This window comes from Erythrobacter sp. CCH5-A1 (assembly GCF_001557115.1).
Taxonomy (GTDB): Bacteria; Pseudomonadota; Alphaproteobacteria; order Sphingomonadales; family Sphingomonadaceae; genus Erythrobacter.
Genome location: NZ_LSKQ01000252.1, coordinates 1 through 21,018, shown reverse-complemented (window position 1 = coordinate 21,018; position 21,018 = coordinate 1). Strand labels below are relative to the sequence as shown.

Sequence of the window (21,018 nt, the reverse complement as noted above, 5' to 3'; positions counted from 1 at the left end):
ACCTGCGAATCTCGTTATATATCAATGTTTACGTAGAACAGAGAGCATTACAAAAAGTCCCGTCATGCTTAACCCGGTCTTAGCGATTGGCCCCATAGGCGATGATACAAGATCAAGTATCCACGGGGCACGAATCCACCATGACGACCACGATCAACGCCCGGACGGGCCTGTCCGGCTGGACCGGCGCAGGCCGCGCCAGCCAGCTCGCTCTGCCGGTCTACACGCTCACGATCTTCCTTTCGGCCTTCCTGCTGTTCGGCGTGCAACCGATGTTCACGAAGATGGTGATGCCGGTTCTGGGCGGGACGCCGGCGGTGTGGTCGGTGGCGATGGTGTTCTTCCAGTCGGTGCTGCTGGCGGGCTATGCCTATGCCCACGGCCTGACCCGCTGGCTGGATGCGCGCGCGGCGGCGGTGGTCCATCTGGCGCTGATGGTGGTGGTGCTGATCGCCGGACTGCCGATCGCCTTTGGGCAAGGCTGGGGCACGCCGCCCGAGCACGGACAGGCGCTGTGGCTGATCGGGGTGTTCACGGTCTCGGTGGGCCTCCCCTTCTTCGCGGTCTCGGCCAATGGCCCGCTGCTGCAGGCGTGGTTTGCCCGCACCGGGCACCCCCATGCCAACGATCCCTATTTCCTCTACGGCGCCTCCAACATCGGCTCGCTGCTGGCGCTGCTGTCCTATCCGCTGGTGATCGAGCAGACCCTGCCGCTCGCCGGGCAGTCCGCGCTGTGGAGCGCGGGCTTCGGCGCGCTGCTCGTGAGCATCGCGGCAGCTGCGCTGTTCTTGCGCGCTGACGCCTCGCGCGTCACGGCACGCAACCTCGCGGCAAGCGCGGACAGCGCCGCGCCGGTCACCCTCAGGGACCGCCTGGGCTGGATCGGCCTGTCGCTGGTGCCCTCGGCGCTGCTGGTCGCCACCACTACGCATGTCACCAACGAAGTGGCCGCGGTGCCGCTGATGTGGGTCGCGCCGCTGGCGCTCTACCTCGTGACCTTCTCGGTCGCCTTCCGCGAAGGGGGCGAGCGGCTTCACGCGGTCCTGCGGCGCGCCCAGCCGGCGCTGCTCGCCGCGATCATCGCGAGCCTGCCCTTCATCCGCAGCGTGCCGTTCTACGCGCTCCTCGCGCTCAACCTCGCCTTCTTCACGGTGAGCGTGATCCTGTGCCACCGCGAGCTCTACGCCCGCCGGCCGGGGGTGGCGCATCTCACCCAGTTCTACTTCTTCATGTCGCTGGGCGGCGTGATCGGCGGTGCGCTCGCCTCGCTCGCCGCGCCGCTGGTGTTCGAGGGGCTGCTGGAATTCCCGCTGCTGGTGGTGGCGGTGCTGCTGTGCCGCGCCGACGTGCGGGGCTGGCTCGCCAAGGCGAACCCGCTGTGGGCCTTCGCCGGGCTTGCTGCTGCGATGGTGCCCTTCCTCCTCGCCGACCGCGGGCTGCTCAATCAGGACAGCTTCCCGGGGCAGGCGGTCATCACGGTCTTCATCGTCGCCGTGGTGCTGACCGTCTTCTCCCATGCGCGCCCCGCCCGTCTGCTGACCGCCGCGGTCACCGCGATGGCGGTGGCGGTGATGGTCGCAACCCCGGCGCAGATGGTCGAGCGCACGCGTTCCTTCTTCGCGGTGCATTCGATCTTCGAGACCCCGAACGGCCAGGGCCGCTTCCTCCAGCACGGCAATGTCCTCCACGGGGCCGAGCGCGTCGCCGATGCGGCAGGCAGCCCGCTGACCGCGCGGCCGGAACCGGCGAGCTATTTCCACTTCGGCGGCGCCTATCATCAGGCGATCGAGCAGGCGCGCACGGTTCAGGGCGGCAAGCTCGGCAAGGTCGCGGTGGTCGGGCTCGGCATGGGTTCGCTCGCCTGCCATGCACAAGCTGACGAGACCTGGGACTTCTTCGAGATCGACCCGGAAGTGGTGCGCATCGCGCGCGACAGCCGAGTGTTCCGCTCGTTCAGCGAATGCACGCCGGGCGCGCGCACGATCGTGGGTGACGGGCGGCTGACGCTGGCGGACGAGCCGGGCGGCTATGATCTCATCATGCTCGACGCCTTCTCTTCCTCCTCGCCCCCGGTGCATCTCATCACCAAGGAAGCCGTGGCGATGTATGCATCAAAGCTGGCGCCGGGCGGGATGCTGATCTTCAACATCTCGAACCGCAACATGGTGCTCAGCCACGTCGTGGCGGCCTCGGCGCGCGATGCGGGACTCACGACCTGGCACCGCAAGGACGATCCGGAGACCACGGGCGACTTCATGGCAACGCTGAAGGCCCCGGTCGAAGTCGCGGTGGTGGCGCGCCGGCCGGCGGACGTGGGCAGCATCGCGCAGGATCCCGAGTGGACGAGGACCCGCGTGCCGGCCGATTTCCGGACCTGGACCGACGACTTCTCGAACATCCTCGATCCGCTGCGCCGCAAGCTCGGCTGGTGAGGCGCGGGCCGGCCCTGCGGTCGGCCCGCCAAACCGCCAGAGCACTTTACCCCTTGCGATGAACCGAGGCTTCGGCCCTACCCTTTCTTAACGGCTCCCGCGCCAAAGGGGCCAGCGTGACGGACTCCTTGCGCCTCGATGCCATCCGTAGCCTCGGGCTCGACGCGGTTCCCGACCGCGAACTGTTTTCGCGCATCACCCTGCTGGCGAGCACCATGCTGGGCTGCCCGATCGCGCTGCTCTCGGTGGTCGAGGCCGAGCGCCAGTGGTTCCTTGGCCGCACCGGGACCGACCTTGCCGAAACCCCGATCGGCGATTCGTTCTGCGCGGTCTGCATCCAAAGCGAGCAGCCAATGCTGATCGCCGACGCACGCGCCGATCCACGCCTTGCCGAAAACCCGCTGGTCACGGGCGCGCCCTTCATCCGCTCCTATCTCGGCGTGCCGATCCGTTCGGACGAGGGCCTCTTGCTGGGCGCCCTGTGCTGCATCGCACCCGAACCCGATGCCTTCCGCCCCGAACAGATCGCCCCACTGGCGATGCTTGCCGAACTCGCCGAGAAGGCGATCGCGCTCCACGCCCGCACCCGCGCGCTCAGCACGGCCAATGCCGCGCTCAAGCAATCGAGCCAGATCTTCCGTCAGGCGGAACGCGCGGTCAATGTCGGCAGCTGGTGGGTCGACATGGCCACCCGCAGGCTGCACTGGTCCGACCAGGTCTATGCCATCACCGGACTCGAACCGGGCCACTCGATCAATGTCCGCGATGTCGTGCAGCTCTATCAGCCGCAGGACCGGGCGATGGTCAGCAAGGCGATCGACGACACGATCCTCGACGGCAAGCCCTTCATGTTCGAGACCACGATCCTGCGCCGCGACGGCGAATCGCGACGGATCCGGGTCGTAGGCGAGCGCGTCGATGTCGACGGCGAGCCCGAATGCGTCGCGGGCATCGTCCTCGATTGCACCGAAGAACACCTGCGCAATGTCGCCCTGAAGCGCGCGGCCGAGCGCGACCGGCTGACCGGGCTCTACAACCGCGCGAGCTTCGACAAGCGGCTGGCCCGCGCAATGCAGCGCGCGGGCGAGGAGCCGGTGATCATCGCGCTGCTCGATCTCGACGGGTTCAAGGACGTCAACGACACGCTGGGCCACCTCGTGGGCGACCGCGTGCTGGAGACAATCGCAGGGCAATTGCAGCTGCGCACCGCCAGCGGCGTGTTCCTCGCGCGCTGGGGCGGCGACGAGTTCGCGCTGCTGTTCCCGCCCCGCATGACCCTGCCCGAAGTGACCGCCTTCCTCGACGACCTGATCGCCGAACTGGGCGAGATGCCGCCGCTGGGCAGCACGATGCTGCGGATCGGGGCGACCTGCGGAGTCGCGCGCATGGACACCGCGGGCAGCAGCGAGGAGATCATGCGCCGCGCCGATCTGGCGCTCTACCGCGGCAAGGAGGCCGGGCGCGGGGCGGTGGTGTGCTGGGACGAGCAGATCGAGGCGCGCCAGAGCGAGCGCCAGCACGCCATCGCGCGGCTGCGCAGCGCGCTCAACACCGGGCGCGCGATCGCCGCCTACCAGCCGATCGTCGAGCTCGCCACGGGCCGCGTCGTCTCGGTCGAGGCCCTGCTGCGGCTCAAGGACGAGGACGGCACCATCATCGCCGCGAGCGACGTGTTCTCCGCCCTGCTCGACCCCGAACTCTCGCGCCGGGTGAGCCGGGTGATGCTCGACCAGGTGGTGGCCGATGGCCCCGCGATCCTCGCGCTGTTCGGGCCCGAGACCCGCATCGGCATCAACCTGTCGGACGCGGACCTGAGGCGTGGCGATTTCGTGCGGCACCTCATCGACGTGATCGACGACAGTCCGCTGACCCCGAAGAACATCTCGATCGAAGTGACCGAAACGATGCTGCTCGATGCCGGCGGGCACCTGCGCCAGTCGCTCGCCATGCTCGACGATTGCGGCTTCACGATCTGCCTTGACGATTTCGGGACGGGGTTCTCCTCGCTCACCCACCTGCGCGCCTTCCCGATCCACAAGGTCAAGATCGACCGCGATTTCATCGCCGCGATCGGGCAGGATCACCAGTCACGGCTGATCATCCAGGCGATCGTGCAGATGGGCCATTCGCTGGGCCTGCGCGTGGTGATCGAGGGCGTCGAGACCGAGGAGCAAGAGAGCTTCCTGCGCGCCATCGGCGGGCGGCATGTGCAGGGCTACCGCTATGGCCGCCCGATGCTGCTCGGCGATCTCGAGGCGCGCTTTGCGGCGCCCGATGCTGCCGAACGCCGCCGCGCTTAGCGGTTCAGCAGCGCGTCCCGGGCAGGATCGCCTGCCTTGAAGATCAAGGTCTGGGGATGGGTGCCCCCGCCGATGTTGATCCGGTTTTCCTGCTGCGCCCACAGGTCGGTCAGGATCTGCGAATTGACCCGCAGCCGGATCGCCTCGCTGCCCGGCGGGGCGGGCAGCTCCTGATAGACCCACAGGCTTCCGCCGATGACCTCGCTGCCGACATAGGCAGGCGCGGCCGGCTTGCCGTCGACCTCGAACTGGAAAGCCCTGGTGACGTAAGCGGCAAAGGCCTCGCGGCTCGTCTCGCTTTCGATGATGTCGGGGTTCACGGCCTTCTGCACCGTCAGCGCGTGCTCGGCATCATGCAGCGGCACCTGATGCGCGATTTCGATCATGCGGGTGCGTTCGTTGAGCACGACCGTGGTGATCGTGATCTTCTGCTGGTGCGCGAGCGCGGTGATCGCCCCCCAGGGGGCGAGCACCAGCGCGAGCACGATCAGCAGGCGGCGCAGCAGCGTCACTTCTTCTTCTTGTCGGGCTCGGCCCCCGCGGCCTCGCCCATCAGATCGCGGGCCGTGCGCGCCTTGGATTGTTCCTCCTTGAAGGTCTCGATCCGGCTCGGGATGATGCGGCGCGGGTAGTGGTTGTTCTCGATGTCGGCATCGCCCGTCTCCCAGTCGGGATCGACCACCACCTGCACCAGCTCCTTGCCCTTGGGATAGACCAGCAGCTTGGCCACCTCGCGCGAATTGCGACGCCAGATTTCAGCCGGGATGCTGAGCTTTTCCTTCGAGCCGTCCTTGAAGGTCAGGCCAAGGATCACCGGCATCACCAGCCCGCCCTTGTTCGAGAAGTTGAGGACGTAGTAATTCGCGTCCTCCTTCACCGCCCGGTCAAAGGCCGCGCGCTCCCACGGCACCAGACCGTCGAGGAATTCCTTGTAGCCCTTGGTATCCTTGGGGGTGACGGTGAATTCGTCGTTCTTGTCGTAGAAATCGGTCACGCCCGGATTCTCGAGCACCCAGACCGGCAGGTTCTGCTGCCGGTTGAGACCGACGCCGACCGGATCGGGCTCGTCGGCGCGCTCCTGACGGCGGCGGGCGAGGTCGATGTCGGGGTCCTTGGTGTCGATCTTCAGGCGGTAGATCGAATCGAGGCTGATATCGACATGGTCGGTGGTGTAGAACCAGCCGCGCCAGAACCAGTCGAGATCGGTGCCGCTCGCCTCTTCCATGGTGCGGAAGAAGTCGGCCGGCGTCGGGCGCTTGAACTTCCAGCGGCGGGCATATTCCTTGAAGGCGAAATCGAACCGCTCGCGCCCGATGATCGTGTCGCGCAGCAGGTGGAAGGCGGCCGCCGGCTTGCCATAGGCATTGGCGCCGAGGTTTGTGACCGAATCCGACTGGGTCATGATCGGCTGCTGGTCGGAGGAGACCATGTAGCTCACCATGTCGCGCGGCAGGCTGCGGCCCCAGGGCATGTCGGGGTCCCATTCATAGCCCGCGACCGAATCGAGGAAGGAGTTGATCCCCTCGTCCATCCAGGTCCACTGCCGCTCGTCCGAGTTCACGGTCATCGGGAAGTAGATGTGCCCGATTTCGTGGATCACCACGCCGACGAGACCGGTCTTGGCCGCCAGCGTGTAGGTGCGGCTGCCGTCCTTGTTGAGGATCGTGCGCGGGCCGTTGAAGGTGATCATCGGATATTCCATCCCGCCCACCGGCCCGTTCACGGATTGCGCGGTGGGATAGGGATAGTCGAAGCTGAAGCGCGAATAGACCTTGAGCGTATGCGCGATCGCGGCGGTCGAATACTTGCGCCACAGCTCGCCCCCTTCCTTGGGCCAGAAGCTCATGGCAAGCACCGTCTCGTTCTCGGCGCCGGGCTGCTTGACGCCTTGTGCGTCCCAGATGAACTTGCGGCTCGAGGCCCAGGCGAAATCGCGCACGTTGGTGGCGGCAAAGCGCCATGTCTTGGTGCCGGTCGGCCCCTTGGCCTCCGCGGCGGCGGCTTCCTGCGGGGTGACGACGAAGACCGGCGCGGCGGCGTTCTTCGCGGTTTCAAGCCGCTGGCGCTGCGCGGCAGTGAGCACGGAATCGGGGTTCTGCAAGACGCCGGTGGAAGCGACGATATGGTCGTCGGGCACGGTCATTTCGACCGCGTAATCGCCGAATTCGAGCGTGAACTCGCCGCGCCCGAGGAACTCCTTGTTGTGCCAGCCTTCGTAGTCCGAATAGACCACCATGCGCGGGAACCACTGGGCGAGGAGGAAGATGTCGTTGCCGCCCTTCCTCGGATCATCGGGGAAATGCTCGTAGCCCGAGCGCGCGACCACCGCGTCCTCCTCGACGATGTTGAAGGCCCATTCCATGGCGAATTCGACCGTCGCGCCCGGTGCAAGGGGCTGAGGCAGGTCGATCCGCATCAGCGTGCCGACGATGGTGTGCGGCAGGGACGCGCCGTTGAGCGTCACCGACTGGATGTCATAGCCATAGTCATTGTCGGCCATCGCCTGCTGGCGGCGCAGCTCTTCGAAGGAGAGCTTGGTCGGCTCGGCGCCGGAGCCCAGCGTCACCTTCGGGCCGCGCCGGCCGGGGCCGCCGAAAGCATCGGTCAGCTCGGCCATCGAATTGCGCTTGAAGATGTTCTGATCGAGCTGCATCCACAGCCACGGCAGCGCGTCGGGCGAGTTGTTGGTATAGCGCACCGTTCCTCGCGCAGTCAGCCGCCGCTTGGACTCGTCGAGGCTCGCCTTGATGTCGTAATCGACCTTCTGCTGCCAGTATTCGTGGCCCGGCGCGCCGCTGGCGTTCCGGGTGGTGCCGGGATCGGGCAGTACCTCGTCGAGCTGGCGGAACTTGTCCTCGAAATTGCCTTTGGTCTGCTGCACCCCCTGCGCCTGAGCGGGAAGGGCGAGAAACAGGGCGAAAACACACAGCAGCAGACGCAAGGCAGGCTCTCCGGCTCGAATGGCAGGCGGGTGAGAAAGCGCAAATCCGCATGGCGCGCAAGCGGGCAGGTTGCGCAATGCGGCAATTTCATGTCGCGCATGGCATCGCGGCCACTTTGCGACTATCGGACGCAGGCGATGACGCAGCCCGAATGGTATGCCCTGCACGAAGCCGCCTGCGCCCGCGGGGAGAGCACCTATCGCGACCCCGCGACGGGCTACACCGTCTTCACCCGGATCGCCCATCTCGCGCGCGGCAAGTGCTGCGGATCGGCGTGTCGCCATTGCCCTTACGACCACGAAGCCGTACCGCACGGCCGCTGATTCACCGGAGAACGAGAGCCCATGAAGACCCGCGCCGCCGTTGCCTTTGCCGCCAAGCAGCCGCTCGAAATCGTCGAGCTCGATCTCGAAGGCCCCAAGGCCGGCGAGGTGCTGGTCGAGATCATGGCGACCGGCATCTGCCATACGGACGCCTACACCTTGGACGGGTTCGACAGCGAGGGCATCTTCCCGAGCGTGCTCGGCCATGAGGGCGCCGGGATCGTGCGCGAGGTCGGCGCGGGCGTGACCAGCGTGAAGCCGGGCGATCACGTGATCCCGCTCTACACCCCCGAATGCCGCCAGTGCAAAAGCTGCCTCTCGGGCAAGACCAACCTGTGCACCGCGATCCGCGCGACGCAGGGCAAGGGGCTGATGCCCGACGGCACCACGCGCTTTTCCTACAAGGGCCAGCCGATCTACCACTACATGGGCTGCTCGACCTTCTCGAACTTCACCGTGCTGCCCGAAATCGCCGTCGCCAAGATCCGCGAGGACGCACCCTTCCAGTCCGCCTGCTACATCGGCTGCGGCGTCACCACCGGCGTCGGCGCGGTGACCAACACTGCCAAGGTGCAGGTGGGCGACAATGTCGTGGTGTTCGGCCTCGGCGGGATCGGCCTCAACGTCATCCAGGGCGCGCGGCTGGCGGGGGCGAACCTGATCGTCGGGGTCGACATCAATCCGGCGCGCGAGGAATGGGGCAAGCGTTTCGGCATGACCCACTTCCTCAACTCCTCGGGCATGAGCCGCGAGGAGATCGTCGCCAAGGTCGTCGAGATGACCGATGGCGGCGCGGATTACACCTTCGATGCCACAGGCAACACCGAAGTGATGCGCACCGCGCTCGAAGCCTGCCACCGCGGCTGGGGCACCTCGGTCATCATCGGGGTCGCCGAAGCGGGCAAGGAAATCGCCACCCGCCCCTTCCAGCTCGTCACCGGGCGCAACTGGCGCGGCACGGCTTTCGGCGGGGCCAAGGGCCGCACCGACGTCCCCAAGATCGTCGACATGTACATGACCGGCAAGATCGAGATCGACCCCATGATCACCCACGTCATGGGTCTTGAAGAGATCAACACCGCCTTCGACCTGATGCACGAAGGCAAGTCGATCCGCAGCGTGGTGGTGTTCTGATGGCGGCGGGCGAGACCCCGGCGAAGGTCAACCTCGCCGAGAAACTCGCCCTCTTTTCAGACCATTGGGCGCCGCGCATCGCGGGGCGCTACAACGGCAACGAGATCCGGCTGGTCAAGGCCGCGGGCGATTTCCGTTGGCATTCACACCCCGAGACCGACGAGCTGTTCCTCGTGATCGAAGGCACGCTTCACATGGAGTTCCGCGACCGCACCGAAGTGCTGGGCCCGGGCGAGATGATCGTCGTTCCCGCAGGGGTCGAACACTTCCCGCGCGTGCCCGAAGGCGAGGTCAAGGTGCTGGTGATCGATCCGGCCGACACGCCCAACACCGGCGACCCCGCCACCGCCTTCAAGCCTCTGAATATTTGACCAAATCGCTCTGCCTGCGGTGAATGGAGCGGTTGGTTAACCCGGTGGTTACACGCGCGCGCTATGGCCGGAAGCGCGGCGCCCCGCCGCAGCAGGTTGAGACATGTACGAAAGCAGGATTGCAGCCGGCCACCTGAGGGTCGCGGCAAGCCCGGGCGCAGCGCCCGCGCTTGACGCGCTCGCCGCGCGCAATCTGGCAGAGTACGGCTTCCTGCGCGCCGCGTGGTACGGCGAAGGCGCTCCACAGGCCCTGCGCACGCTGGTGGTCGAGGGCGCGGCCGGAACGCCGCTCGCCGCGATCCCCACCCTTGCCTTCGGCCCCGGCATTGCTGGAGCGCGCAAGGTGCCGGGCAGCTACTGGCCGCTGCGCAGCGCCCTGATCGCGCCCGAATGCACCACCTTCGAACTCGCGCAGGCGCTCGGCCACCCGGCGGCGGCCACCTGTCTCGGCCCGGTCTGGCGCGTCGGCCCGGCCCGCGCCGATGATCCCGCCACCCGGCGCCTTGTCGATGCCGCCCGCCACGCGCGCTGGAGCGTGCTCGCGCGCCCGGCGGGGACGGCCTGGGTGATCGACCTCGACGCCGCGCGCAAGCAGGGCGGCTGGCCGCGCGGATCGACCGCCGCGCGCCTCGCCCGGATCGAGCGCCGGCTTGCCTCGCACGGCCCCGTGGAATGGCGCCATGTGCGCGGGGGCGACTGGAACGATGCGGTGCTGGAAGAGCTCGCCGCAGTCGAGGCCGCCAGCTGGATCGCCGCCATGACCGACGCCAGCGGCGCCAAGTTCATGGACCCGCGCCGCCGCGCCGCTTGGCGCGCGGCGCTCGCCGATCCGGTGCTTGCCGACATGCTCTGCGCCACGCTGCTGACAGTCTCCGGCCGCGCGGTCGCCTTCAGCTTCGACCTCGATGACGGTCCGATCCGCTACGGCATCGCCGGGACCTATCGCAGCGATTTCGCCAAGGCCGAAGTCGGCAAGCTCGCCAACCACCGCGCCGTCATCGACGCGCTCGAGGCGGGCCAATCGCGCGTCGATCTGGGCGCGGGCGACAGCGGCTACAAGCGCAAGATGGGTGCTACGGCGGCCTACGATCTGACCGACCTCCTGTTCGTCAGAAACCGCACCGCCGCGCGCCTGCTGGCGCGGGTGTGGGGCCCGGCGCTGGCATCCGAAGGGAGCCTCGCCCATGGCTGAACCCTCCCCCTCCTCGCTCGCCGCGCAGGTGCGCACGGCGGTGATCTGGCGCTCGGGCAGCCAGATCGGGACGCAGATCGTCTCCTGGGCCTCGACCCTCGTGGTGATCCGCCTGCTCGCGCCGCAGGACTATGGCCTCTTCGCCATGGCGCAGGTGATGCTGGTGCTGCTCAACACCATGAACGGCTACGGCCTTGCCTCCGCGCTGATCCGCGAGGCGGAAGTGACCGAGGAACGCCTGCGCCAGACGCTTGGGATGCTGATGCTGCTCAATGGCGGCCTTGCGCTGGTGCAGTTCCTCGCCGCGCCGCTGGTCGCCCTGTTGTTCGAGCAACCGATGGTCGCGAACCTCCTGAGAGTGCAGTCGCTGCTCTATCTCGCGATCCCCTTCACCGCGCTGTCCCACGCGATCCTGTCGCGGCAGATGGACTTCCGCCGCCCGGCGCAGGTGCGATTGGTCGCGGCGATCGCGGGGGCAGGGACGGCGCTCACCGGAGCGCTCGCGGGCTGGGGCGTGTGGACGCTAGTCTGCGCTCCGCTGGCGATGATGGTGACCGAGGCAGTCGGCATGAGCCGCGCCGCGCGCGCGCCGCTCCGCCCCTCGTTCCGCTTCGCCGGGGCGGGCCACATCGCCGGCTTCGGCGGGGTGATGACCGCGACCCAGCTGTTCTGGTTCGTCCAGAGCCAGGCCGACGTAATGATCGCCGGGCGCGTGCTCGATCCGCACGAGCTTGGCGTCTACACCACCGGCCTGTTCCTCGCGCAATTGCTCGCCGCCAAGTTCGTGCCGCCGATCAACGAGGTCGCCTATGCCGCCTATTCGCGCCAGCCGGAGCTTGGGGCGACGGCGCTGCTGGCGACGATCCGTCTCGTGATGATGGTCGCGCTGCCCGCCTATGCGGGGCTCGCGGTGGTCGCCCCGGTGCTGGTGCCCGTGCTGCTGGGCGAGCACTGGTCCGAGATCGCCCCGCTGCTCCCGATCATGGCGGGCGCGATGGCGATGATGACGCTGCAGATCCTGTTCGCCCCTGCAACCAACGCCCGCGGCGTGCCGATGGCGGCGCTGAAGATCAACGTGATCGGCTCGGTCGTGATGACCTGCGCCTATTTCATCGGCTCGCACTGGGGCCTCATCGGCTTTGCCTGGAGCTGGGTCGGCGGGATGGCGGTGCTGACCGCGATCACGGTGCGCTTGTCGGGCGGGATCATCGGCCTGCGCCTCGATGGCCTGCTGGGCGCGGTGCTGCCGCCGCTCGCCGCCGCGCTGGCGATGGCGGGCGGGGTGTGGCTGGCCTTGCGCGGCCTGCCGCCGGTGCCGGACTGGGTGGCGCTGGGGGTGGCGGTGCCGCTGGGCGTGGCGCTCTATCTCGGCGCGCTCAACATCATCGCCCCCGACCGCCTGGCCGAGGCGCTCAACTTCGCGCGCAACCGCGGCGGGAGCGAGCCGGAACCCGCCCCGGCGGAGTGATCCTGCCAAAAGCGTCCAATTGACTTGGGCGCAGCGATGCTCTTGGGCGAGGGCATGACAACGGTCCGCCCCGCACCCCAGACCCGCTTCTATCCCACCGGCGGCATCGACCTTGCCGTCCACGAATGGGCCTCCGAAGGAGGCGGCGCGCCGCTGGTCTTCGCCCATGCCACCGGCTTTCACGGCCGGGTGTGGGACGCGATTGCCGAGCGGTTCCCGGCGCACCCTGTCCACGCGATCGACCTGCGCGGCCACGGCTTGTCGCGCGCCGCACCGATCGACGACTGGCGCCTGATGGCGCGTGATGTTACTGAATTTCTTGAGCAATCAGACATCGTCGGCGCGGTCGGGATCGGCCATTCGATGGGCGCGCACACGCTGCTGCAAGTCGCTGCCGATGCGCCGCGGCGCTTTGCCCGCCTCGTGCTGTTCGACCCCGTCATCCTTGCACCCGAATTCTATGCCCCCCCGCAAGCGCTCTACACCGCCGACAACCCCCACCCCGCGATCCGCCGCAAGCGCGACTTCGCTTCTCCCGAGGCGATGATCGAACGCTTTGCCACCCGCGATCCTTATGACCTGTTCGATCGCCGCGTGTTCGAGGATTACTGCCGCCACGGCCTTGTCCCCGCCGCGAGCGGCGAGGGCATGGAACTCGCCTGCGCGCCCGAGGTCGAGGCGAGCGTCTATGCCTCGAGCCGCAGCAATCCCGGTATTCTCGAGGCGGCGACGCGCGTCGACATCCCGGTGCTGGTGGTGCGCGCGAAGCACACCACTTTGAACGACTTCAAGAGCTCGCCGACCTGGCCCGAGCTGGCGGCGCGGATGCCGCAGGGGACCGACCTCTATCGGCCGGACATGACCCACTTCCATCCGTTTCAGGACCCGGAAGATGCCGCGCGGATCATCGCGGAGTTTATTGGCGAGGCGTGATGTTTCACGAATGCTCCACGTGAAACATCGACTTGAGCCTAGCCCGCAGCCTCCAGCAGATCGCTGATATCCATGCGAATTTCCGCAATCATTCGCGCGTCCGCCTGTAGGATTTGCGCCCCCAGCTGCCCCGCCAGCCCGCCATAGAAGGCCTTGAGGCTCGCCCCCAGCGGGTGCTCCGGGGCGACCGACTTTGCCAGCCACAGCAGGATCGTCTGCGCGCGCGTCAGCGGTTCGCGCGGCGGCGGGGCGCCGCGTTCGAGCGCGATCAGCGCGTGGCCCAAGGCGGCCTGCGCTTCCTCCAGACAGATGCGCGTGAGGTCCCCGCTGCCCGAGGCCTCGATCCGCGCTTCGAGCGTCACGCGCCGGTAGGCGGCGGCGGGATTGCGGGAGAGCATCTGCATCACGCGCCCCCCTTAGTTGTCGCTGTTCGACCAGATGTCGACCTGCTGGCGGAGGAAGGCCAGCGTCGACTGCGAGGCCGCGACCCTGCGTTCGGAGGCGGTGAATTCGCGCGTCAGCCGCTCGCGCAGCGCCTCCTGCTGCTCGGCGATCTTGGCGAGGCGCTCGGCATTGGCCGCCTGCTGCGTCTCGTAGCGCTTCAATGAGCCGCCAAGCGAGGCGGGGTCGGTGGTCAGGCTGTTCTCGCGCGCGAAGCGGTCGAAGGTCGCGAACACGCCGTTCGCGCCGGTGATGAACATCGCCGCGACCGCATCGGGGCTGGTCTCGATGCTGCGGGTAAGGCGCGCGCTGTCGAGCTTGAAGGTGCCGTCGCGGTTCAGGGACAGGCCGAGATCGCCCAGCGTGCGCGGTTCGCTGCCGGTCGCACCCGGCATCACCACGCGGCCGGCAAGCCCCGCCAGATCGCGGCGCAATTCGCGCAGGCCCGGATCATTGCCGAGCTCGCCGCCGATGGGGGCACCCAGATCGTTGATCTGGGCAACGGTATCGTTGAGCGCCGAAACGAAGTCCTCCATCACCGAAGTATAGGCGCTGCCGTCGGTGGAGAAGCTGACGGTGGTCGGCGCGCCGGTGTTTGTGGCGGCGAGGTTGAGGCCGAAACCGCCCGGCAGGCCGGTGACGCGGTTGGTGGGGCTGGTCATCGCCACGGTGTCGAGCCGGAAGGCGGCATCGCGCGCGGTGGCCTTGAGCTCGCCATTGGTGCTGGCAGGCGTCCAGCCGAAATATTCGAGATCGCCCGCGACCGGCCCGCCGCCTGCGCCGGTAGCTTCGAGCTGGAAGCCGTTTGCCGCGCCTTCCTTGCCCTTCATCACCAGCTGCGCGCCGCCGGTGCCGGTGGCGACATAGGCGCTCACCGCCCCGCCGCTCGCGGAGCTGATCTTGGTGGCGAGCGTGGCGAGGGTGTCGGTGTCGGTCACGGTGATGTCGATCGCGCTGCGCGCCGCATCGGGGTTGAAGCTGGTGCCGCTCACCGTGCCGAAGCGCAGGGTCAGCGTGCCCTCGCCCACCAGCGTATCGCGGCTGGCGAGCGAACGGCTGACCAGCGTCTGCGAGCTGGCGAGCTGGGTGACTTCAAGGCTGAAACTGCCGCGCGGGCTGGTGCCCGGGGGGACGATGGTGCTGGCGACGGCGGTGTTCGCCACGCTGCCCTTGGGGGCAAGGTCGCCGGTGCGGATCCGCTCGCCCAGCGCGCTCGACAGGCCGGTGATCGCGCTCCTGAGCTGCGCGGCGGCGGAGACCTGCGCGCTCAAGGCCTCCTGCCGCGCGGTGATCTGCCCGCGCTGCGCGGCAAAGCTTGCCGCGGAGATGTCCGAGGCGAGCTTGATGAAATCGATGCCGCTGCCGGCACCGAGAGCGGAAATGATCGATGAGCCTGCGCTTTCCATGACTATCAGAACGCCCCTTCGCGGCGAAGTTTAAGCATGTTTTTCCGCCCGCCCGTCGCCATCGAAGCGCAGTCCTTGCGGCACCTCCACCACCGGGCGGCGCGGGCGCTGGCCGCGCTTCAGCGCCATCACGAAGGCGACCAGCGAGGCGAGCGCGACATAGAGCTCCTCGCGCACCATCTGGTTCGGGCGGGTGGTGAAATAGACCGCGCGGGCGAGCTGCGGATATTCGAGCACCGGCAGGCCTTCCTCGGCCGCGATCTCGCGCATGGCGAGCGCGGTCTCGCCGCGGCCCTTGCACAGCAACAAGGGCGCAGGCGCGCGCTTGGGGTCGTAGGTCAGCGCCACCGCGAAGTGCAGCGGGTTGACGATCACGAACTGCGCGTCCTTCATCGCCTTGGCCACGCCCCCGCGCGCCAGATCGCGCTGGCGCTGGCGGCGGGCCGATTTCATCTCGGGCGAACCTTCGGACTGCTTGTTCTCGTCGCGCACTTCCTGAAGGCTCATCTTCAGCCGCTTGTCGCGCTGGAAGCGTTGCAGCGGGTAATCGATCGCGGCGATCACCACGAGACCGATCAAGAGGGCCCCGATCAGCGAGGTGATGGCATCGAGCCCGCGCGCGACCTGCGCCTCGAGCGGCATCGCGCCGAGCGCCAGCAGTTCGGCGGTGCGGCCCTTGGCCCAGACCCAGGCGATCCCGCCGAGCAGCGCGAGCTTGGCGAGGCCCTTGGCGAGCTCGATCAACCCTTGCGTACCAAAGATGCGCTTGAAGCCGGAGAGCGGATTGATGCGCCGCGCCTTGAAACCGGCATTGCCGGGGATCCAGCGCCCGTCCTGCCCCAGCAGCAGTTGCGAGGCGGTGGTGACGGCGGCGACGATGGCGCCCAGCGCCAGCACCGGCGGCAGCGCGGCGAGCGCGGCGTCGCCCATGATCGCGCCGGGGGTGAAGCCGTCCAATGCGGCGCGGTCGAAGCGGAAGCCCGCGCGCGCGACGCCGGCCATCCCCTCGGTCAGCCACGACCCCAGCGCATAGAGCCCGAGCGCCCCCGCACCGGTCGCGGCGAGGGTGGCGAGCTCGCGCGAGCGCAGGACATCGCCGTTCTTGGCCGCATCCTCGCGGCGCTTCTGGGTCGGGGCGAAGGTCTTTTCGCCGGCGGTCTCCTCAGCCATCGGGCGCGGCCTGCGGCTGGATCAGCGCCTCGGTCTGCTCGAGCGCGGCCTCGATGGCGCCGCGCATCTGCGCGGTCATCACCGGCATCGCGATGATCATCGCCGCGATCCCCGCGATGACGCCTGCCGGCAGGCCGAGCGCGTAGAGGTTCAATGACGGCGCGGAGCGGGCGATCAGACCGGTGACGATCTGCACCAGCAGCAGCACCAGCACCACGGGGAGCGCGATGGCGGCGGCGGTAGCGAGGCCGTATCCCATGAACAGCACCACGCTCTCCGCCCGCCATGCCCCGAAAGCGAATTGGCCCGCAGGCAGCAGGCGGTAGCTTTCCGTCAGCAGCTCGAACCACAACAGGTGCGCGCCGGTGGCGTAGAAGAGGAGGCTCATGACGAGGCCGAAGAAGGTGCCCAGCGCCCCCGATTGCGCGCCGCTCGCCGGATCGATCGAGGTGGCGATGGCGAGGCCCATCGTGCCCGCGATCTGCTCGGCGGCGATCAGCGGAATGGCAAAGGCGATCTGCAGCACGAAGCCGAGCATCAGCCCGACCGCGATCTCCTGCACCACCGCCAGCACCGCGGCGATGCTCAGCATCGGCGGCGGCGCGGGCAGCGGCACCCAGCTCGCCACGAAATAGCCGAGCACGAGGCTGAGCAGGATGCGCAACTGCACCGGCACCGCCGTCCCCCCGATCATCGGCGAAGCCATCAGCGCCGCGCCGCTCCGGATAGAAAGCAGCAGGATCACCCACAGCTGCGCCTCAAGGCTGCCGAAGCCGAGGTTGAGGGTGTTCATGCCGAAAGATTGGCGACCTGCGCCATGATCTCGCGGGTGAAATCGGCGAGCAGGCCCATCATCGCCGCGCCCAGCACCACGAAGACCAGCGCGGTGATCGCGAGCTTGGGGATGAAGCTTAGGGTCTGCTCGTTGACCGAGGTGGCGGCCTGGATAATGCCCACGACCAGACCGACGACCAGCGTCGCGACCAGCACCGGCCCGGCGATCAGCGCGGTGACCCACAGGGTCTGGTCGGCAAGCGCAAGGAGCTGGGCGTCTTCGGTCATGTCGCAAAACTCAGCGCAAGGCTGCCCATCAAGAGCGCCCAGCCATCGACCAGCACGAACAGCAGCAGCTTGAAGGGCAGCGAGATGATGGTGGGGGAGAGCATCATCATGCCCAGGCTCATCAACACGCTCGCCACCACCAGGTCGATCACGAGGAAGGGCAGGAAGATCATGAAGCCGATCTGGAAAGCGGTCTCCAGCTCGCTCGTCACGAAGGCGGGAAGCAGGATCGAGAAGGGCACATCCGCGCCGCTCGCGAACTTGCCGCCGCCGGCCATGTCGGTGAACATGATGAGGTTCGCCTCGCGGGTCTGGGCCATCATGAAGGCGTGGAAGGCCTCGCCCGCCTTGCCGATCGCGGCATCGGCGGAGAGCGCGCCGGTGGCGTAGGGGGCGATCGCCTGGGTGTTCACCACGTCAAGGGTCGGGGCCATGACGAACAGCGAGAGGAACAGCGCCAATCCCGCCAGCACCTGCCCCGGCGGCGATCCCTGCAGGCCCAAGGCCTGCCGCAGGATCGAGAGCACCACCAGAATGCGCAGGAAGCTCGTCATCATCAGCACCAGCGCGGGCAGGATGGTGAGGAGACCCATCACCACCAGCAGCTGCAGCGACAGGCTCAGGGGGGTGTCATCGCCCGCGCCCTCGTCACCCAGCGCCCGCTCGACCGCCGCGCCGACGCCAGCGGCGACCGGATCGGGGGCGGGAACGGCGGCGGCGGGCGGCGCGGCGGCATGGGCAAGATCGGGCACCGCCCAGAACATGGTTAATGCGGCAAGGCACACCAGTGCGGCGCGGAGAATCGCGGCGGGGCGCATCACTCGCTCTCCGCTGCCGGAATGGCGACCGGGGCCTCGCCCAGCCGCACGAGGCCCTGCCGGGTGCAGCCGAGCAGGATCTCGCGATCACGGAAGCGCACCACGGCGAGCTTCATGCCCGGCGCGATCAGGCTGGTCTCGATCAGTTGCAGCTGGCGCCCGCCGCCGGTGCCCGGGGTCTGGCCGAGCCGGGTCTGGAGCCAGCGGGTCAGCCACAGGCTCCCCCAGATCAGCCCCGCCAGAACCGGCAGCAGCAGCGCGAGGCGCAGGAGATATTCGAGCATGGCGCGACCCCTTGCCCGCTTACATCAGGTCATCGAGCGCGGCGGTGAGCGGATCGACCGGCGGCTCGGGCAGGTGATCGGCGCTCGTCACCTCGGGCAGGTCAGCGCCCGCATGGCTGCCGGTGCCGCCCGCAGGAGGAATGTCCTTCCCGTCCTCGCCCACCAGGCTGACGATCCGCAAGGCAAAGCGCCCCTTCTCCGCCACCACCTCGCCGCGCGCGATGACGCGGCCGTTGGCGGTGACATCGAGCAGCTCGTCGGTCAGCCGGTCGAGCGTCACGGTGCTCCCCTCGCCGAGCGTTAGGACATCGCGCAAGGGCATCTCGGTGCGGCCCAGCTCGACCGAGAGGCGCACGGCGACATCGCCAAAGCGGGCGAAAGCGGCGGGTTGGTAAGCGGTCATGGTGCGAGCCCTTCGACTGGAGCGGAGTGGGGAGCGGGATGCGGAATGCGGGTGAGGCGGATCGCCATGCGGTCCTCGGCGGTGCCGACCGCGCCGTGGCCGACCAGCGTCTCGCCGACCATCAGCGGAACCTGCCGGCCCATCGCCAGCGGGATCGTCTCGCCGGGAGCCAGCGTCTGGAGCCGCGCCAGCGAGAGATCGAATTCGGCGAGCACCACGTGGAGCGGCATCAGCATGTCGGCGAAGGGCGCGGTCATCCCCGTGGCCGGCGCGCGCGGGGCGCTGCGGCGGACCCGCCGACCCGTGCCGGGCAGCAGGCGGTTCATCCGTTCCGCCGCCACCGCCAGATTGGCGCGCCAGATGCAGCCCTGGCGGTTGGCGATCTCGATCACGAAGAACAGCGCCTGCGCCTCGAGCGCAAAGGGCTTGAGGCGCGCCGCGCTCTCGCTGCGCACCACCACTTCGCCGCGCATGCTCGCGCCCGCAGGCGGCGGCATGTCGCCATAGCTTGCCGCAGTGATCGCGCCCGCGATCATCGTCGCGGTCTCCTCCACCAGCAACGCGGCCGAGCGCGGCAGGGCTTCGGGTATGTTGCCGGTCACGCGCCCGTCCCCGCCGAAGCTGCGGTCGGTGAGCGCGATCGCGGTGGCGAAGTCGAAGCTCAGGAGCGCGGTCTCGGCGGTCGCGCCGCAGCGGATCAGGCTGTTGGCGGCCAAAGGCCCGATCTTGCGCAGCGCATCGGCGCCGGTCAGGCGTTCGGGCTCGGTCACGTCCACATCGAGCCGGTCGCCCGACAGCAGCCCCGAAAGATCGTCGGCAAGATAGCGCGCCAGATCGCGGCGCCATGCCGCCATCAGCGCGGCGCTTTCCTCCGGGCGGCGGCCGCGCGTCGTCAGCTCGGCGCAGTGCACCGCCGCTGCCCTCACGGGCGCAAAGGCATGGCCCATCCTCATTGGACGAGGAACCCCTTGAACACGACCGCGTCGATCCCGCCGAAGCCTTCCTGTTCCTCGAGCACCTGATTGACCGCCTTGGTCAGCCGCTGGCTGAGCTTCTTCTTCCCCTCGACACTATAGGCCTCCTCCTCGGTGGTCGCGGCGAGCTGCCCGAGGATCGCCGAGCGGATCGCCAGCTCGTGGGTCTTGACCCATTGCAGCACGCGCCCGTCGCGGCGGGTGGAGACCGCCAGTTCGACCTGGATCAGCCCCGGCGAATCCGCGAGGTTGGAGGTGAACGCCTCCTCGAAGGAGTAATAGGCGGTGCGATACTTGCTGCCGCCCTCGCCATGGACGGTGTGGGCGCCTTCCTTGTCCTTGTCCTTGGAGACCGGGGCATAGGGGTCTTCCTCGTCCTTGAGCACCAGCTTGGGCTCGTCGATCTTGTGCTCGCCCTTCTCGCCGAACAGGCCCATCGCATAGGCGCCATAAGCGCCGCCCGCGCCGGTGCCGAGCAGCAGCACCGCGCCCAGCGCGATCTTGATGATGCCGCCCTTGCCCGACTTGCCGCCTTCGCCGCTCTCAGCCTTTTCCTTACCCTTCGCCATGCCCAGTCAGCTCCATGTCGTGTCCCGTGCGCCCGCGATCAGGCGAACAGTCCGCCCGATGACGGGGTGGCGGCTGCGGGGTCCTCCGCCTCGCTTCCCCCCCGCGCCGCAAGCGTGGCAGCGGTGGAGGGGCGGCGGTGGTCCGGCGCAGCCTCGCCGTCTCGGGTTCCCGATTGGCCCAGGTATGGTTGAGGCGATCCTTGGCCCCCGTTAGGGGAAGCCCCGTAGCGTTGGTCCCAAGCCCCATTGTGGGACGCTCCGTGCTGCCCAGCAAAGTTTGCCGAGGTGTCGGCGGCGGCAGCGATTATGCGGGTTTCGAGCGCGGCCTGGATCGCGGGCACGAAGCCCGGGTCGCGGCTCGCCAGCACCGCGCGCCACTGGTCGGGCGCGGCGGGTTCGAGCCGGATCGCAACCGCTCCGAAGTCGGCATGCTGGAGCGTCATGGCAGGCCGCGCGGCGCGCAGAGCCTCGCGGATGTCGCCGACCTGAGCGATGGCGGATTCGAGCTGCGGCACCGGCGGGCCCGCCGCGGCTGCGCGCGGATCGGCGGGGCGATCGGCGGGCAGCATGGCGGCGGTCTGGGGCAAGGCCGGGGCAAGGCTCGCCGCGAGCGTGGTGGCAGCCGTTGCGGGCGCGGGATTTCCGGCATCGGGCGAAGCGCCGCTTCCCGCTGCAAGCGCGGGAACAGGAGCGACTGGCGCTGGCGCGCTCTCCGCCGGGGCGGCACCTCTATCCGGCGCAGGACGTTGGGCCGAGGATGCCGGCAAGCGCGACGGCGCGGGGCGCGATGCCGCCC

22 protein-coding genes are annotated in these 21,018 nt (G+C 68.5%); 9 read left to right on the top strand and 13 right to left on the bottom strand.

Annotation, left to right across the window (positions count from 1 at the left end):
* Positions 1-140 precede the first annotated feature (140 nt).
* Together AX708_RS15530 and AX708_RS15525 are read left to right on the top strand one after the other, a co-directional pair.
* A complete protein-coding gene (locus AX708_RS15530) occupies positions 141-2,432 on the top strand; it encodes a fused MFS/spermidine synthase (RefSeq protein WP_066526214.1) in 2,292 nt (763 codons plus the stop codon).
* 116 nt (positions 2,433-2,548) lie between these two features.
* Positions 2,549-4,732 (top strand): bifunctional diguanylate cyclase/phosphodiesterase, encoded by a 2,184-nt coding sequence (locus tag AX708_RS15525; protein WP_066526216.1) that lies wholly within the window; start codon positions 2,549-2,551, stop codon positions 4,730-4,732.
* Here the strand turns inward: AX708_RS15525 and AX708_RS15520 are convergent.
* Positions 4,729-5,244 carry a DUF6702 family protein gene (locus tag AX708_RS15520; protein WP_066526219.1) on the bottom strand — a complete coding sequence of 172 codons (516 nt, stop codon included), beginning with the start codon at positions 5,242-5,244 and terminating at the stop codon, positions 4,729-4,731. The two genes, AX708_RS15525 and AX708_RS15520, sit on opposite strands and share 4 nt — an antisense overlap.
* Positions 5,241-7,613, bottom strand: a complete 2,373-nt coding sequence (locus AX708_RS15515; RefSeq protein WP_197425903.1) for a M1 family metallopeptidase — start codon at positions 7,611-7,613, stop codon at positions 5,241-5,243. The genes AX708_RS15520 and AX708_RS15515 overlap by 4 nt, the downstream gene beginning before the upstream one ends.
* Before the next feature lie 198 nt (positions 7,614-7,811).
* On the opposite strand from AX708_RS15515, the gene AX708_RS15510 reads away from it, so the two are divergent.
* The 6 genes from AX708_RS15510 (at position 7,812) to AX708_RS15485 (ending at position 13,095) form a co-directional block, all read left to right on the top strand.
* Positions 7,812-7,997, top strand: coding sequence for a DUF5522 domain-containing protein (locus tag AX708_RS15510; RefSeq protein WP_197425904.1), 186 nt, complete (start codon positions 7,812-7,814; stop codon positions 7,995-7,997).
* Positions 7,998-8,018: 21 nt separating this feature from the next.
* Entirely contained in the window at positions 8,019-9,131 is a 1,113-nt protein-coding gene (locus AX708_RS15505) for an S-(hydroxymethyl)glutathione dehydrogenase/class III alcohol dehydrogenase (protein WP_066526228.1), read from the top strand.
* Positions 9,131-9,502: a cupin domain-containing protein gene (locus tag AX708_RS15500; RefSeq protein WP_066526230.1), complete on the top strand. Its 372-nt coding sequence runs from the start codon at positions 9,131-9,133 to the stop codon at positions 9,500-9,502. The genes AX708_RS15505 and AX708_RS15500 overlap by 1 nt, the downstream gene beginning before the upstream one ends.
* Positions 9,503-9,605: 103 nt before the next feature.
* A complete protein-coding gene (locus AX708_RS15495) occupies positions 9,606-10,694 on the top strand; it encodes a GNAT family N-acetyltransferase (RefSeq protein ID WP_066526232.1) in 1,089 nt (362 codons plus the stop codon).
* A complete protein-coding gene (locus tag AX708_RS15490; RefSeq protein WP_066526234.1) occupies positions 10,687-12,162 on the top strand; it encodes a lipopolysaccharide biosynthesis protein in 1,476 nt (491 codons plus the stop codon). Before AX708_RS15495 ends, AX708_RS15490 begins: the two co-directional genes overlap by 8 nt.
* A 54-nt stretch (positions 12,163-12,216) precedes the next feature.
* Positions 12,217-13,095 (top strand): alpha/beta fold hydrolase, encoded by an 879-nt coding sequence (locus AX708_RS15485; RefSeq protein WP_066526253.1) that lies wholly within the window; start codon positions 12,217-12,219, stop codon positions 13,093-13,095.
* 38 nt (positions 13,096-13,133) lie between these two features.
* On the opposite strand, the gene AX708_RS15480 is transcribed toward AX708_RS15485, so the two are convergent.
* The 11 genes from AX708_RS15480 to AX708_RS15430 are packed head-to-tail and all read right to left on the bottom strand — an operon-like array spanning position 13,134 to position 20,791.
* The gene (locus AX708_RS15480; protein WP_066526236.1) at positions 13,134-13,499 is read right to left on the bottom strand and encodes a flagellar protein FliS; all 366 of its coding nucleotides are present in this window, start codon (positions 13,497-13,499) and stop codon (positions 13,134-13,136) included.
* 12 nt (positions 13,500-13,511) lie between these two features.
* Positions 13,512-14,942, bottom strand: coding sequence for a flagellar filament capping protein FliD (gene fliD, locus AX708_RS15475; RefSeq protein ID WP_066526239.1), 1,431 nt, complete (start codon positions 14,940-14,942; stop codon positions 13,512-13,514).
* Between the two features lie 30 nt (positions 14,943-14,972).
* Positions 14,973-16,112 (bottom strand): flagellar biosynthesis protein FlhB, encoded by a 1,140-nt coding sequence (locus AX708_RS15470; RefSeq protein WP_066526243.1) that lies wholly within the window; start codon positions 16,110-16,112, stop codon positions 14,973-14,975.
* Positions 16,105-16,905 carry a flagellar biosynthetic protein FliR gene (locus AX708_RS15465; protein ID WP_066526246.1) on the bottom strand — a complete coding sequence of 267 codons (801 nt, stop codon included), beginning with the start codon at positions 16,903-16,905 and terminating at the stop codon, positions 16,105-16,107. Before AX708_RS15465 ends, AX708_RS15470 begins: the two co-directional genes overlap by 8 nt.
* Entirely contained in the window at positions 16,902-17,174 is a 273-nt protein-coding gene (locus AX708_RS15460) for a flagellar biosynthetic protein FliQ (RefSeq protein WP_066526248.1), read from the bottom strand. The genes AX708_RS15465 and AX708_RS15460 overlap by 4 nt, the downstream gene beginning before the upstream one ends.
* On the bottom strand, positions 17,171-17,938 hold the full coding sequence (gene fliP / locus AX708_RS15455) for a flagellar type III secretion system pore protein FliP (protein ID WP_066526249.1): 768 nt from the start codon (positions 17,936-17,938) through the stop codon (positions 17,171-17,173). Before fliP ends, AX708_RS15460 begins: the two co-directional genes overlap by 4 nt.
* 53 nt (positions 17,939-17,991) lie before the next feature.
* Positions 17,992-18,276 carry a flagellar biosynthetic protein FliO gene (locus AX708_RS15450; protein ID WP_066526250.1) on the bottom strand — a complete coding sequence of 95 codons (285 nt, stop codon included), beginning with the start codon at positions 18,274-18,276 and terminating at the stop codon, positions 17,992-17,994.
* Positions 18,277-18,295: 19 nt separating this feature from the next.
* Positions 18,296-18,679 (bottom strand): FliM/FliN family flagellar motor switch protein, encoded by a 384-nt coding sequence (locus AX708_RS15445; RefSeq protein WP_082747239.1) that lies wholly within the window; start codon positions 18,677-18,679, stop codon positions 18,296-18,298.
* Positions 18,676-19,632: a flagellar motor switch protein FliM gene (locus AX708_RS15440; RefSeq protein WP_082745732.1), complete on the bottom strand. Its 957-nt coding sequence runs from the start codon at positions 19,630-19,632 to the stop codon at positions 18,676-18,678. Before AX708_RS15440 ends, AX708_RS15445 begins: the two co-directional genes overlap by 4 nt.
* Positions 19,629-20,222 (bottom strand): flagellar basal body-associated FliL family protein, encoded by a 594-nt coding sequence (locus AX708_RS15435; protein ID WP_066533107.1) that lies wholly within the window; start codon positions 20,220-20,222, stop codon positions 19,629-19,631. Before AX708_RS15435 ends, AX708_RS15440 begins: the two co-directional genes overlap by 4 nt.
* Positions 20,223-20,260: 38 nt before the next feature.
* On the bottom strand, positions 20,261-20,791 hold the full coding sequence (locus AX708_RS15430; RefSeq protein ID WP_156454586.1) for a hypothetical protein: 531 nt from the start codon (positions 20,789-20,791) through the stop codon (positions 20,261-20,263).
* Here AX708_RS15430 and AX708_RS21315 point away from each other — a divergent pair.
* Positions 20,790-21,018 (top strand): hypothetical protein (locus tag AX708_RS21315; protein ID WP_197426409.1); only part of this gene is annotated, 229 nt, incomplete at its 3' end. The two genes, AX708_RS15430 and AX708_RS21315, sit on opposite strands and share 2 nt — an antisense overlap.

Excerpts from the sequence above, each read along its gene's own strand:
- AX708_RS15470 (WP_066526243.1), bottom strand. The coding sequence starts at position 16,112 with ATGGCTGAGGAGACCGCCGGCGAAAAGACCTTCGCCCCGACCCAGAAG.
- AX708_RS15440 (WP_082745732.1), bottom strand. The coding sequence starts at position 19,632 with ATGAGGATGGGCCATGCCTTTGCGCCCGTGAGGGCAGCGGCGGTGCAC.
- AX708_RS15465 (WP_066526246.1), bottom strand. The coding sequence starts at position 16,905 with ATGAACACCCTCAACCTCGGCTTCGGCAGCCTTGAGGCGCAGCTGTGG.
- AX708_RS15495 (WP_066526232.1), top strand. The coding sequence starts at position 9,606 with ATGTACGAAAGCAGGATTGCAGCCGGCCACCTGAGGGTCGCGGCAAGC.
- AX708_RS15445 (WP_082747239.1), bottom strand. The coding sequence starts at position 18,679 with ATGACCGCTTACCAACCCGCCGCTTTCGCCCGCTTTGGCGATGTCGCC.
- AX708_RS15485 (WP_066526253.1), top strand. The coding sequence starts at position 12,217 with ATGACAACGGTCCGCCCCGCACCCCAGACCCGCTTCTATCCCACCGGC.
- AX708_RS15530 (WP_066526214.1), top strand. The coding sequence starts at position 141 with ATGACGACCACGATCAACGCCCGGACGGGCCTGTCCGGCTGGACCGGC.
- AX708_RS15435 (WP_066533107.1), bottom strand. The coding sequence starts at position 20,222 with ATGGCGAAGGGTAAGGAAAAGGCTGAGAGCGGCGAAGGCGGCAAGTCG.
- AX708_RS15450 (WP_066526250.1), bottom strand. The coding sequence starts at position 18,276 with ATGCTCGAATATCTCCTGCGCCTCGCGCTGCTGCTGCCGGTTCTGGCG.
- AX708_RS15460 (WP_066526248.1), bottom strand. The coding sequence starts at position 17,174 with ATGACCGAAGACGCCCAGCTCCTTGCGCTTGCCGACCAGACCCTGTGG.
- AX708_RS15505 (WP_066526228.1), top strand. The coding sequence starts at position 8,019 with ATGAAGACCCGCGCCGCCGTTGCCTTTGCCGCCAAGCAGCCGCTCGAA.
- AX708_RS15500 (WP_066526230.1), top strand. The coding sequence starts at position 9,131 with ATGGCGGCGGGCGAGACCCCGGCGAAGGTCAACCTCGCCGAGAAACTC.
- AX708_RS15490 (WP_066526234.1), top strand. The coding sequence starts at position 10,687 with ATGGCTGAACCCTCCCCCTCCTCGCTCGCCGCGCAGGTGCGCACGGCG.
- AX708_RS15510 (WP_197425904.1), top strand. The coding sequence starts at position 7,812 with ATGACGCAGCCCGAATGGTATGCCCTGCACGAAGCCGCCTGCGCCCGC.
- fliP (WP_066526249.1), bottom strand. The coding sequence starts at position 17,938 with ATGTTCTGGGCGGTGCCCGATCTTGCCCATGCCGCCGCGCCGCCCGCC.
- fliD (WP_066526239.1), bottom strand. The coding sequence starts at position 14,942 with ATGGAAAGCGCAGGCTCATCGATCATTTCCGCTCTCGGTGCCGGCAGC.
- AX708_RS15430 (WP_156454586.1), bottom strand. The coding sequence starts at position 20,791 with ATGCTGCCCGCCGATCGCCCCGCCGATCCGCGCGCAGCCGCGGCGGGC.
- AX708_RS15480 (WP_066526236.1), bottom strand. The coding sequence starts at position 13,499 with ATGCAGATGCTCTCCCGCAATCCCGCCGCCGCCTACCGGCGCGTGACG.